This window comes from Pseudomonas sp. Soil_N_39, from assembly GCF_057655955.1.
This window is the reverse complement of the sequence record NZ_JBDGLI010000014.1, coordinates 141,162-154,275: the sequence shown is the minus strand read 5'-3', so window position 1 is coordinate 154,275 and position 13,114 is coordinate 141,162. Positions and strand designations below refer to the sequence as shown.

Below are 13,114 nucleotides of genomic sequence, written 5' to 3'. Positions count from 1 at the left end.
CACAGTATCGATAGGGGCAATGGGGCATTGCGTAAAATTTGCGTAAAAAAATTGAGCAATAGACAAGGCAGTTTTCTTCAATACCCGCAGAGGAGGCCCCTTTACCTTGGGGCCTCTTTCCTTGAATGAAGAAGGTCTGTGATGAGCTTGATATTTTCCATGGCGGCCTTTGCCTTGGTGGCCTCCATTACACCGGGGCCGGTCAATATCGTCGCCCTCAGTTCCGGGGCGCGGTACGGGTTTCGGGCCACATTGCGCCATGTGGCCGGCGCGACCCTGGGGTTTGTGTTGTTGCTGGTGCTGATGGGGCTGGGCTTGCATGAAGTGTTGCAGCGCTGGCCGGGGATGACCCGAGTGGTGCAACTGGGCGGCGTGGCGTTCCTGTTGTTCATGGCCTGGAAACTGGCGATGGATAACGGGCACTTGGGCGGCGAAGACGAGGGGCGGGCGCCCTCGATGTTCCATGGCGCGCTGATGCAATGGCTCAACCCCAAGGCCTGGTTGGCCTGCGTGGCGGGGATGGGGGCATTCGTGGCCGACGGCGAGGCGCGGCTGGTGTGGCAGTTTGCGGCGATCTACCTGGTGATTTGCTACGTCTCGGTGGGCTGCTGGGCCTATGCCGGCAGTTTCCTGCGCACATGGCTGGGCAATCCGGCGACCTTGCGCCTGTTCAACCGGGCGATGGCGGTGTTGTTGGTGGCCAGTGCGGTGTATCTGTTGTGGCCTTGAGCTGAAGTGGGCGGCAACCTTGCATCTGAGAAGAAGCACTGTTGTGGCGGCAGTCCGCGCTTTAGAGGCGGGAATGCTGTTGTGGCGAGGGCGCTTGCTCCCGCTCGACTGCGCAGCAGTCGCCCAGAATCGAGGGCTACTGCGTAGCCCAGCGGGAGCAAGCTCCCTCGCCACAGAGGGCCCCGAGCCCCCGATTCATGCGGTATCAGCCGCGATATTGGCCGGGCGTAGCCGCCAGGTGTTGCTTGAACGCCCGCTGGAAGTGCGCCTGGTCGGCGAACCCGCTGTCCAGCGCCACGTCGGCGATCAGCTTGCCCTCGCGCAATTGGTGGCGGGCAAACTGGATCCGGCGGTTGACCAGGAAGGCGTGGGGCGTCATCCCGTAGTGGCGCTTGAAAGCTCGGCTCAGGTAGGACGGCGACAGCTGCGCGGCGGTGCAGATGTCTTCGAGCTTCAAGGCTTCGCTGCAATGGTCATGGATAAATTGTGCCGCACGCATCAGCCCCGGATGACTGCCCCGGTCCGGACGCCCGGCAGGGTTGAGCCGTTGTTGCAGGTCAATGAAAAACGCCTCGGCGGCGGTGTGCTTGTGGGCCGTGTCGAGGTGCTCGTCTACTAATTGGCCATACAACCTTCCCAGGGCGGCAAATAGCTCCACGTCGCGGCTATGAGTGGTGGCGAAACCCTGGAAATCCAGGCTTTCGTCAAAACCGATACGGCGCTGCAAGTCCCTGAGCCACAGGGTGTCGACGTACAACATCACGTAGGACCACGGCTGATCGTCGATCGGGTTGCAGGCGTGGACGTCACCGGGGTTCATCAGCACCACCGTGCCGCTTTCCACCTGGAAACTCGAGCGCTCGTGGATGTAGGTACTGCGCCCGGCGGTGATCGCGCCGATGGAGAAGTGATCATGGGAATGACGCGAATAGCAGACTTTGCGTCCATCGTCGATGGCCCGGGCTTCGATGAAGGGCAGGGCCGTGTCGCGCCAGAAACGTGGGGCGGCGTCAGGGTTGGCATGCTTCATCGGTCGGCGTCCTCGTCTTGAACCTGAGTGGCAGTGTATTAGCCTTGGCCGGCAAATGCCCATTGGATTTAGCCGTTCGGCTCCAAGGGCGGTGGTCCTGGACTAGACTTCATGAAGTCCCGCCCATGGAGTTCCCGATGCTTGCGCCAGGTAAACCGGACAACGAAGCCGTTCGCCTCAAGAATCTGCACTCGCTCAAGCTGCTCGATACCGCACCCGAAGAGCGGTTCGACCGCCTGACCCGCCTTGCCCGGCGTCTGTTTGACGTGCCCATCGCCCTGGTGTCCCTGGTGGACGCCAACCGGCAGTGGTTCAAGTCCAGCGCCGGCCTGGATGCCAGTGAAACCCCGCGGGAAGTTTCCTTTTGTGGGCATGCGATTTTGCAGGATCAGATCCTGGAGATATGCGACGCGGAACAGGACGAGCGCTTCCACGACAACCCGCTGGTCACGGACAAGCCCGGCATTCGTTTCTACGCCGGGCATCCGCTGGGGCTGGAAGATGGCAGCAAACTCGGCACGCTGTGCCTGCTCGACACCAAGCCGCGCCAGCTCAATGACGAAGAGCGCGAACTGCTGCGCGACTTGGCGCGCATGGCCGAGCAGGAAATGGTCGCGGTGCAGATGGCGAGCATGGACGAGCTGACGCTGTTGTCCAATCGGCGCGGCTTCAGGACGTTGGCCCAGCATGCGTTGAATGTGTGTGATCGCTTGTCGCGACCGGCGACGCTACTGTTCTTCGACCTCAACGACTTCAAGCCGATCAACGATCGATATGGGCATGCCGAGGGCGACAGCGCACTGAAAACCTTCGCCGACGTGCTGCGTATCGCCTTTCGCGAAAGTGATGTGGTCGGTCGCCTGGGCGGAGACGAGTTCGTGGCGCTGCTCACCGGTTCTTCCCATGTCGAGACAACGACGATCATGGCGCGCCTCAAGGAAATCCTCGATGAGCGCAATGCGATGTTGCAGCGTGGCTACGACATTCGGTTCAGCGTCGGCCAGATCGAGTACGACGCCCAGCGCCATCGGTCAATCGACAACCTGCTGGCGGACGCCGATGCGGCGATGTATGCGCACAAACAGGCGCTTCGCAGCTAGCACAGGCCAACCGCCGATCCAATGTGGGAGCGAGCTTGCTCGCGAAGGCGGCGGCACATTCAACATCAGTGCCAGCAGATCCACCGCCATCGCGAGCAAGCTCGCTCCCACAGGGAATGCGGTTCGCTTAAGGCCGCCGACAAGCCCGTGGCGAGGGAGCTTGCTCCCGCTGGGTCGCGGAGCGGTGTAGTGGGCATAAAAAACGCCGCTTGGCCTTTCCAGGGCAAGCGGCGTTTTTGCTGCAACGTGAAGATTACTCTTCGATGTTGCCCATGGCGGTGGTGTTGAAGCCGCCGTCCACGTACATGATTTCACCGCTGATACCCGACGCCAGGTCCGAGCACAGGAAGGCACCGGCGTTGCCGACTTCTTCGATGGTGACGTTGCGACGCAGTGGGGTTTGCGCCTCGTTGGCGGCCAGCATCTTGCGGAAGTTCTTGATGCCGGAAGCGGCGAGGGTGCGGATCGGGCCTGCCGATACGCAGTTGACGCGGGTGCCGTCCGGGCCCAGGGAACCGGCCAGGTAACGTACGCCGGCTTCCAGGGACGCCTTGGCCATGCCCATGACGTTGTAGTTCGGCATGGTGCGCTCGGCGCCCAGGTACGACAGGGTCAGCAGGCTGCCGTTGCGGCCTTTCATCATTTCGCGACCGGCCTTGGCCAGGGCCACGAAGCTGTAGGCGCTGATGTCGTGGGCAATGCGGAAACCTTCACGGGTGGTGGCTTCGGTGAAGTCGCCGTCCAGTTGGTCGCCCGGGGCGAAGCCCACGGAGTGCACGATGCAGTCCAGGCCGTCCCACTTCTTGCTCAGCTCTTCGAAGACCTTGGCGATTTCTTCATCGCTGGCCACGTCGCATGGGAAGCACAGCTCAGGGCTCGAGCCCCAGCCTTGTGCGAACTCTTCGACACGACCCTTGAGTTTGTCGTTCTGATAAGTGAAGGCAAGCTCAGCGCCCTCGCGATGCATGGCGGCGGCGATGCCGGATGCGATGGACAGCTTGCTGGCGACACCGACGATCAGTACGCGCTTACCGGCGAGAAAACCCATGTGTTGCTCCTCTTTTCAGGTTATTCGGCAGTTGTTGGGGCCAGGAAGGCGGCCTCCAGCAACTGCTGTGTATAGGGGTGCTGCGGCGCGGCGAATATGCTGCGGGCATCACCTTGTTCGACCACTTGGCCATGCTTGACCACCATCAGTTGGTGGCTCAGCGCTTTGACGACAGCCAGATCATGGCTGATGAACAGGTACGTCAGGTTGTACTTGGTTTGCAACGACCGCAACAGCTCCACCACTTGGCGTTGCACGGTACGGTCCAGGGCCGACGTTGGTTCATCCAGCAGAATCAACGCCGGCTTGAGCACCAGGGCCCGGGCAATGGCGATACGCTGCCGCTGCCCACCGGAAAATTCATGGGGGTAGCGGTTCCGGGTCTCCGGGTCCAGGCCTACCTCCTTCAATGCCGCGATTATCGCTTGTTCCTGCTCGGCCGCGGTGCCGATCTTGTGAATCCGCAGGCCTTCGCCAACGATCTGGCTCACACACATCCGTGGGCTCAGGCTGCCGAACGGGTCCTGAAACACCACTTGCATCTCCCGGCGCAGCGGTCGGACCTGTTGCTGCGTCAGGCTGTCCAGCTGTTTGCCTTCGAAGCGGATCCCGCCCTGACTGCCGATCAACCGCAGGATTGCCAGCCCCAGGGTGGATTTGCCGGAACCGCTTTCGCCGACGATGCCCAGGGTCTGGCCTTGGGGCAGGCTGAAGCGGATGCCGTCCACGGCCTTGATGTAGTCTACCGTGCGTTTGAACAGGCCTTTCTTGATCGGGAACCAGACTTTCAGGTCCTCGACCTGCAACAGCGGCGGGCCGACGACGTTGGTCGCCGGGGTGCCGCTGGGTTCGGCGCCCAGCAGTTCCCGAGTGTACGGATGCTGCGGCGCGCGGAACAACTCTTCGCACGATGCCTGTTCGACGATGCAACCGCGCTGCATGACACATACGCGATGCGCAATTCTTCGCACCAGGTTCAAATCGTGGCTGATCAGCAACAGCGACATGCCCAGTCGCGCCTGCAATTCCTTGAGCAATTGAAGGATTTTCAGCTGGACGGTGACGTCCAGGGCGGTGGTCGGCTCATCGGCGATCAGCAGTTCCGGCTCGTTGGCCAGGGCCATGGCGATCATCACCCGCTGGCGCTGGCCGCCGGACAGCTCGTGGGGCAGGGCCTTGAGACGCTTGTGGGGCTCGGGGATGCCGACCAGCTCCAGCAACTCAAGCGTCCGACGGGTCGCGACCTTGCCACTCAAACCCTTATGGATGCCGAGCACCTCATTGATCTGTTTTTCAATGCAGTGCAGCGGGTTGAGGGAGGTCATCGGCTCCTGGAAGATCATCGCGATCCGGTTGCCGCGGATATGACGGATGGTTTTTTCCTTCAATCCCAGCAAATCCTGGCCGGCGTATTGGATGGTCCCGGTGGGGTGATGGGCCAGTGGGTAGGGCAGCAGGCGCAGGATCGAGTGGGCGGTGACCGATTTGCCCGAGCCGCTTTCACCCACCAGGGCCAGGGTTTCGCCGCGCTTGATGTCGAAGCTGACGCCCTCGACCACGCGCTGGCGGCGTTCGCCGACAACGAATTCCACCGCCAAGTCGCGCACTTCGATCAGATTGTCCTGGTTCATATCACTTCCTCGGATCGAAGGCATCGCGAGCGGACTCGCCGATGAACACCAGCAGGCTCAGCATCAGGGCCAGCACGGCGAACGCGCTGATGCCCAGCCACGGCGCCTGGAGGTTGGATTTGCCTTGGGCCACCAGCTCGCCCAGGGACGGGGCGCCCGGCGGCAGGCCAAAGCCGAGGAAATCCAGGGCGGTGAGGGTGCCGATGGCGCCGGTGAGGATGAACGGCATGAACGTCATGGTCGAGACCATGGCGTTGGGCAGGATGTGGCGGAACATGATCGCGCCGTTCTGCATGCCCAGCGCCCGCGCGGCGCGCACGTATTCCAGATTGCGCCCGCGCAGGAACTCGGCGCGGACCACGTCCACCAGGCTCATCCAGGAAAACAGCAGCATGATGCCCAGCAGCCACCAGAAGTTGGGCTGCACGAAGCTGGCCAGGATGATCAGCAGGTACAGCACCGGCAGCCCCGACCAGATCTCCAGGAAGCGTTGGCCGGCCAGGTCCACCCAGCCGCCATAGAAACCCTGCAGCGCACCGGCGATCACGCCGATGATCGAGCTGAGCAGCGTCAGCGTCAGGGCGAACAGCACCGAGATGCGAAAGCCGTAGATGACCCGGGCCAGGACATCGCGGCCCTGGTCGTCGGTGCCCAGCCAATTGACGGAAGAGGGCGGTGCCGGGGCGGGGACCTTCAGGTCGTAGTTGATGCTCTGGTAGCTGAACGGAATCGGTGCCCATAGCACCCAGGCGTCCTTGGCCGCCAGCAGTTCACGGATGTACGGGCTCTTGTAGTTGGCTTCCAGGGGAAATTCGCCGCCGAACGTGGTTTCCGGGTAGCGCTTGAGGGCCGGGAAGTACCAGCCGTCGTCGTAATGCACCACCAGCGGCTTGTCGTTGGCGATCAACTCGGCGCCCAGGCTCAGCCCGAACAGGATCAGGAACAGCCACAGCGACCACCAGCCACGCTTGTTGGCCTTGAACAGTTCGAAACGACGGCGATTGAGTGGGGAGAGGTTCATCTCAATGCTCCCGGCTTTCGAAGTCGATGCGCGGATCGACAAAGGTGTAGGTCAAATCGCCGATCAGTTTCACCACCAGCCCCAGCAAGGTGAAGATGAACAGGGTGCCAAACACCACCGGGTAATCGCGGTTGATGGCTGCTTCGAAACTCATCAGGCCGAGGCCGTCGAGGGAGAAGATCACTTCCACCAGCAGGGAGCCGGTGAAGAAGATCCCGATGAACGCCGACGGGAAACCGGCGATCACCAGCAGCATGGCGTTGCGGAAGACATGGCCGTAGAGCACCCGATGGCGGGTCAGGCCCTTGGCCTTGGCGGTGACCACGTATTGCTTGTTGATTTCGTCGAGGAAGCTGTTCTTGGTCAGCAGGGTCATGGTGGCGAAGTTACCGATCACCAGGGCGGTCACGGGCAAGGCCAGGTGCCAGAAGTAATCGAGGATCTTGCCGCCCATGCTCAATTCGTCGAAGTTGTTGGAGGTCAACCCGCGCAACGGGAACCAGTCGAAATAACTGCCGCCGGCAAACACCACGATCAGCAGGATGGCGAACAGGAACGACGGGATCGCGTAGCCGACGATGATTGCCGAACTGGTCCACACATCGAAATGGCTGCCGTGGCGCGTGGCCTTGGCGATCCCCAGCGGGATCGACACCAGGTACATGATCAGGGTGCTCCACAGCCCGAGGGAGATGGACACCGGCATTTTTTCCTTGATCAGGTCGATGACCTTGGCATCGCGGAAGAAACTGTCGCCGAAGTCCAGGTGGGCGTAGTTCTTGATCATGATCCACAGGCGTTCGGGGGCCGACTTGTCGAAGCCGTACATGTGCTCGATTTCCTTGACCAGCGCCGGGTCCAGGCCCTGGGCCCCACGGTAGGAGGAACCGGCCACCGACACTTCGGCCCCGCCGCCTGCGATGCGGCTGGTGGCGCCCTCGAAGCCCTCGAGCTTGGCGATCATCTGTTCCACCGGCCCGCCGGGCGCGGCCTGGATGATGACGAAGTTGATCAACAGAATGCCGAACAGGGTCGGGATGATCAGCAGCAGTCGCCGAAAAATGTAAGCCAGCATTTCGTTACTCCACGCTCGCAGGGGCGGCGATTTGCTGCTCGATGACCTGCTTCTCTACTTCATCGGCCGGCTTGACCTCGGGCTTGACCCACCAGGTGGTGGTGCCGATGTCATAGGTGGGCGTGATTTTCGGATGGCCGATGTGGTTCCAGTAGGCCACGCGCCAGGTCTTGATGTGCCAGTTGGGAATCACGTAGTAGCCCCATTGCAGGACCCGATCCAATGCCCGGGCATGGGCCACCAGGCTCTTGCGCGAGTCGGCGTTGATCAGTTGCTCCACCAGTTGGTCCACGGCCGGGTCCTTCAGGCCCATGGTGTTGCGGCTGCCGGGCTTGTCGGCGGCGGCGGACATCCAGAATTCGCGCTGTTCGTTACCCGGCGAGCTGGATTGCGGGAAGCTGCCCACCACCAGGTCGAAGTCCCGGGAGCGTACGCGATTGATGTACTGGGACACGTCCACCCGGCGGATCACCAGGTCGATGCCCAGGTCGCTCAGGTTGCGTTTGAAGGGTAGCAATATCCGCTCAAACTCGGTCTGGGCCAGCAAAAACTCCAGCACCACCGGTTTACCTTGGGCGTCGACCATCTTGTCGTCGACGATGCGCCAGCCGGCTTCTTGCAGCAGTTGATAGGCCTTGCGCTGCTGGTCGCGAATCATGCCGCTGCCGTCGCACACCGAAGGTTGGAAGGCTTCGCTGAAGACCTGCTCGGGAATCTTGCCGCGCAAGGGCTCGAGAATCTTCAGTTCGTCTTCGCCGGGCAGGCCGGTGGCGGCCATTTCCGAATTCTCGAAATAGCTGCGGGTGCGGGCATAGGCACCGTTGAACAGTTGTTTGTTGGTCCACTCGAAATCCAGCAGCAGGCTCAAGGCCTTGCGCACCCGAACATCCTGGAAGACCGGCCGGCGCAGGTTGTAGACAAAGCCCTGCATGCCGGTGGGGTTGCCGTTGGGGATCTGCTCCTTGATCAGCCGGCCTTCGGTCACGGCCGGGATGTTGTAGGCGTTGGCCCAGTTCTTGGCGGTCATTTCCAGCCAGTAATCGAACTGCCCGGCTTTCAATGCCTCGACCGCGACGGTGTTGTCGCGGTAGTAGTCGGTGACCAGCACGTCGAAGTTGTAGAAACCGCGATTGACCGGCAAATCCTTGCCCCAGTAGTCCTTCACCCGCTCATAGCGGATCGAGCGACCGGCCTTCACTTCGGCGACTTTGTAGGGGCCGCTGCCCAGGGGGATCTCCAGATTACCCTTATTGAAGTCGCGCTCGGACCACCAGTGCTTTGGCAAGACCGGCAATTGGCCGAGGATCAACGGCAGTTCGCGGTTATTGGTGTGCTTGAACTTGAACAGCACCTTGAGCGGGTCTTCGGCGATGACGTCGGCAACGTCGTTGTAATAGCCGCGGAACATCGGTGCGCCGTCCTTGGTCAGGGTCTGGAAGCTGAAGACCACGTCTTCGGCGCGTACCGGATGGCCGTCGTTGAAACGGGCTTCGGGGCGCAGGTAGAAACGCACCCAGCCATTGTCCGGAGCTTTCTCGATTTTTTCGGCGATCAGGCCATATTCGGTGAAAGGTTCATCCAGGCCCTGCTTGGCCAGGGTGTCGTAGATCAGGCCGATGTCATCGGCCGGCACACCTTTGCTGATGAACGGGTTGAGGCTGTCGAACCCCCCAAAGCCGCCCTGGCGGAAGATACCGCCCTTGGGCGCGTCCGGGTTGACATAGTCGAAATGCTTGAAGTTGGCCGGGTATTTCGGCGGCTCGTTGTACAAGGTCACGGCATGTTGCGGCGCGGCGCAGGCCAGTCCGGCGAATAGCAGGCAGCTGGCCTGCAGGAGCAGGGCGCGTAGAGGCTTCATTGATCTTTCTCCGAAGATTTCAGCCACCAGGCGCTCAGACCCAGGGTGTAGGGCGGCGTGGTGACGAAGGCGAACCGGTTGCGGTACGCCAGGCGATGATAATTGAGATACCAGTTGGGAATGCAGTAATGCTGCCACAGTAGTACGCGATCCAGGGCCCTGCCGGCGGCGACCTGTTCGTCGCGGGTCTGGGCGGCGAGCAGTTTTTCCAGCAAATGGTCGACCACCGGGTTGGCGATCCCGGCGTAGTTCTTGCTGCCCTTGATCCCAACTTGGCTGGAGTGGAAGTACTGCCATTGCTCGAGGCCCGGGCTGAGGGTCTGGCCCAGGGTCAGCAGGATCATGTCGAAGTCGAACTGGTCCAGGCGCTGCTTGTATTGGGCGCGGTCCACCGTGCGCAGCCGGGCTTGGACGCCGATGCTGGCGAGGTTTTCGACGTAGGGTTGCAGGATACGCTCCAGGTTCGGGTTCACCAGCAGGATTTCGAAGCTCAGGGGCTGGTGCTCGGCATTTAGCAGGCGTTGGCCGTTTAGGTTCCAGCCGGCTTCCTTCAAGAGCCCCAATGCCTTGCGCAGGGTTTCCCGGGGAATGCCGCGCCCGTCGGTCTTGGGCAAGCTGAAGGGTTCGGTGAGCAGTTTGGGCGGCAATTGATCCCGGTACGGCTTGAGCAGCAGCCATTCATGGCCCACCGGCAGGCCGGTGGCGGAGAATTCGCTGTTGGGGTAATAGCTGAGGGTGCGCTTGTAGGCGCCGCTGAACAGGGTGCGGTTGGTCCACTCGAAATCGAACATCAGCCCCAGGGCTTCGCGCACCTTGACCTCGGCGAACGTGGCGCGCCGGGTGTTCATGAACAGGCCTTGGGTCTGGGTCGGAATTTGGTGGGGTATCTGCGCCTTGATCACATCGCCCCGGTTGACCGCCGGGAATTGATAGCCGTTGGCCCAGTTCTTGGCCTGGTGTTCGATGTAGATGTCGAACTCGCCGGCCTTGAAGGCTTCGAAGGCGACTTCGCTGTCACGGTAGAATTCCACGTCCATGCGGTCGTAGTTGTACTTGCCGCGATTGACCGGCAGGTCCTTGCCCCAGTAGTCCTTGACCCGTTCGAACACCAGTTGGCGGCCTGGCTGCACTTTGGTGATGCGATATGGCCCGCTGCCCAGGGGCGGTTCGAAGGTCGTTGCCTTGAAATCGCGGCCTTTCCAGTAATGCTGGGGCAACACCGGCAGCTCACCCAGGCGCAGGATCAGCAAGGGATTGCCCGCGCGCTTGAAGACAAAGCGGATTTTCAGCGGGTTGAGGATGTCGACTCGCAACACTTCCTGCAGGTTGGTGCGGTATTGCGGGTGGCCGTCCTTGAGCAGCGTCCGGTAGGAGAACGCCACGTCATAGGCAGTGATGGGCACGCCATCGTGGAACCGCGCCTCGGGGCGCAGGTTGAACACCACCCAGCTGCGGTCTTCGCTGTATTCCACTGATTGGGCGATCAGGCCATAGCTCGACGTCGGTTCATCACCGGACGGTGCGTACTGGCCAGTGCCGACCATCAGCGGTTCGTTCAGCTCATTGATGCCGTACTGAAGGAAGTTCGGCGTGGAAACCGGGCTGCTGCCCTTGAAAGTGTAGGGATTGAGCGTATCGAAGGTGCCGAATGCCATGACCCGCAAGACTCCGCCCTTGGGCGCTTGCGGGTTGACCCAATCGAAGTGGGTGAACCTGGCCGGATACTTGAGCGTGCCGAACTGCGCATAGCCATGGCTTTCGCTGATGGTTGCGCTGGCGGGAGCGCTCAAGGCCAGGCTGATCAGGAGCAGGAGGAGGGGACGTATCAAGTCTGAGATTCGATCCAGGCGGCTTGGGCTTTTATGGCCTGTACAGTAACAGCTTGTATCGGCAGGAAAAAGGCGGGGTTTAGAGGGGGACAGTCGGCTAAGCGGATACCGGCCGAGCGCAGAACCTTTGGTGAGGGGATTTATCCTCTTTGTGGGAGCTTGACCTGTGGGAGCAAGGCTTGCCCGCGATGAACGATATCGCGGTTCAACTGTTAAGCCGCAGTGTGGCCATCGCGGGCAAGCCTTGCTCCCACAGATGAACCCCTCACCACACAAAGCTCCCCGGTCACCTTAGTGCGGGGAGTAGACCGTCAGCATCTGCCCAGGCTTGAGTGCCTTGCCCATCCGCGGGTTCCAGCGCTTGAGGTGCTGCATTTCCACGTTGAAGCGCTTGGCGACGACATACAACGAATCGCCCTGTTTGACCTTGTACTGGGTCTGCTTCTTCTGGTTCTTGCTGTTGGCGGCCACCACGGTGCTGATGCGCTTGCCGGTGCTCTTTGTGGGCTTGGTGTCCTGCATCACCAGGGTCTGGCCGACCTTGAGCTTGTGGCCGCTGAGTTTGTTCCAGCGCTGCAGGTCCTTGGTCTGGACCTTGTTGGCCTTGGCGATCTGGGCCAGGTTGTCGCCGCGCTTGACGCGGTAGGTGCGCCTGGCACCTTCCACTTCGCTGTCGTCGACGTTTTCAAAGACCGGTTTGAGCGCGCGCTGGCTGATTAGCTCTTCCGGGCGCATGGTCGACAGGCTGGCGGTCAGCAACTGAGCCTTGGACGTCGGCACCAGCAGGTGCTGGGGGCCGTCGATGGTGGTGCGCTGCTTGAAAGCCGGGTTGAGCTGGAACAGCTCGTCTTCGTCGATGTTGGCCACCGCCGCGACCTTGGACAGGTCCATGCGCTGGTTGATCTCGACGACCTGGAAGTAGGGTTCGTTGGCGATCGGGTTGAGGTTCACGCCATAGGCGTCGGGCGCGAGCACCACTTGGGACAGCGCCAGCAGCTTCGGCACATAGGCCTGGGTCTCGCTGGGCAGCGGCAGGTTCCAGTAGTCGGTGGGCAGGCCCAGCTTCTCGTTGCGCTCGATGGCGCGGCTAACCGTGCCTTCACCGGCGTTGTAGGCCGCCAGTGCCAGCAACCAGTCGCCGTTGAACATGTCATGCAGGCGCGTCAGGTAGTCCATGGCGGCCGTCGTGGAGGCGGTGATATCGCGTCGCCCGTCATAGAAGCGGGTCTGGCGCAGATTGAAGTAACGCCCCGTGGACGGGATGAATTGCCACAGCCCCACCGCGTTGGCCCGGGAATAGGCCATGGGGTTGTAGGCACTCTCGATCACCGGCAGCAGCGCCAGTTCCAGCGGCATGTTGCGTTCTTCAAGACGTTCGACGATGTAATGGATGTACAGGCTGCCGCGCTCACCGGCGTTTTCCAGGAAGGACGGGTTGCTGGCGAACCACAGGCGCTGTTGCTCGATACGCGGGTTGACGCCGGCCGTTTCCTGAAGCTGGAAGCCCTGGCGCATGCGTTCCCAGACGTCCTGGGGCACTTGGGGGCTGGGTTTCTCGGTGAGCCATACCGGCTTCTGTTTGGCGCGAGCGGCGATATTCGGGGTGTGCACCGCGTCGGTCTGCGGCAGCTGGCTCGTGCTCTGGCAGCCCGCCAAGGTGGCGGACACAGCCACCGCGATGGCTTGAGCCAAGCGGGTCAATGTGTCTGACTGGACGGACCTGCATATAGATGACGACATTGGCTGGAAGTAAGTTCCGGGCAAAAATGTCGGCCGATTCTAGGAAGCGCACC

At 61.6% G+C, this 13,114-nt stretch carries 10 protein-coding genes; 2 read left to right on the top strand and 8 right to left on the bottom strand.

Annotated features, from left to right (window positions below; translation table 11 throughout):
* The first annotated feature begins 141 nt into the window (after positions 1–141).
* Entirely contained in the window at positions 142–729 is a 588-nt protein-coding gene (locus AC3A5O_RS20565; RefSeq protein WP_487753652.1) for a LysE family translocator, read from the top strand.
* Positions 730–934: 205 nt separating this feature from the next.
* Here AC3A5O_RS20565 and AC3A5O_RS20560 read toward each other — a convergent pair whose 3' ends face one another.
* Positions 935–1,759 (bottom strand): helix-turn-helix transcriptional regulator, encoded by an 825-nt coding sequence (locus tag AC3A5O_RS20560; RefSeq protein WP_305467247.1) that lies wholly within the window; start codon positions 1,757–1,759, stop codon positions 935–937.
* Positions 1,760–1,896: 137 nt separating this feature from the next.
* Between AC3A5O_RS20560 and AC3A5O_RS20555 the strand changes: the two genes are divergently transcribed.
* A complete protein-coding gene (locus tag AC3A5O_RS20555) occupies positions 1,897–2,859 on the top strand; it encodes a GGDEF domain-containing protein (protein WP_122565626.1) in 963 nt (320 codons plus the stop codon).
* A gap of 253 nt (positions 2,860–3,112) precedes the next feature.
* Here AC3A5O_RS20555 and fabI read toward each other — a convergent pair whose 3' ends face one another.
* The 7 genes from fabI to AC3A5O_RS20520 all read right to left on the bottom strand — a co-directional run bounded on the left by fabI (position 3,113) and on the right by AC3A5O_RS20520 (position 13,061).
* Positions 3,113–3,907, bottom strand: a complete 795-nt coding sequence (gene fabI / locus AC3A5O_RS20550; protein WP_003202751.1) for an enoyl-ACP reductase FabI — start codon at positions 3,905–3,907, stop codon at positions 3,113–3,115.
* 20 nt (positions 3,908–3,927) lie between these two features.
* Positions 3,928–5,538, bottom strand: coding sequence for an ABC transporter ATP-binding protein (locus AC3A5O_RS20545; protein WP_122565625.1), 1,611 nt, complete (start codon positions 5,536–5,538; stop codon positions 3,928–3,930).
* Between the two features lies 1 nt (position 5,539).
* The gene (locus tag AC3A5O_RS20540; protein WP_109756031.1) at positions 5,540–6,559 is read right to left on the bottom strand and encodes an ABC transporter permease; all 1,020 of its coding nucleotides are present in this window, start codon (positions 6,557–6,559) and stop codon (positions 5,540–5,542) included.
* Position 6,560: 1 nt separating this feature from the next.
* Positions 6,561–7,634: a microcin C ABC transporter permease YejB gene (locus AC3A5O_RS20535; RefSeq protein ID WP_122565623.1), complete on the bottom strand. Its 1,074-nt coding sequence runs from the start codon at positions 7,632–7,634 to the stop codon at positions 6,561–6,563.
* Positions 7,635–7,638: 4 nt separating this feature from the next.
* Positions 7,639–9,492, bottom strand: a complete 1,854-nt coding sequence (locus AC3A5O_RS20530) for an extracellular solute-binding protein (protein ID WP_487753651.1) — start codon at positions 9,490–9,492, stop codon at positions 7,639–7,641.
* On the bottom strand, positions 9,489–11,321 hold the full coding sequence (locus AC3A5O_RS20525; RefSeq protein ID WP_487753650.1) for an extracellular solute-binding protein: 1,833 nt from the start codon (positions 11,319–11,321) through the stop codon (positions 9,489–9,491). Before AC3A5O_RS20525 ends, AC3A5O_RS20530 begins: the two co-directional genes overlap by 4 nt.
* A 291-nt stretch (positions 11,322–11,612) precedes the next feature.
* Positions 11,613–13,061 carry a transglycosylase SLT domain-containing protein gene (locus AC3A5O_RS20520; protein ID WP_305467244.1) on the bottom strand — a complete coding sequence of 483 codons (1,449 nt, stop codon included), beginning with the start codon at positions 13,059–13,061 and terminating at the stop codon, positions 11,613–11,615.
* Positions 13,062–13,114: the final 53 nt, after the last annotated feature.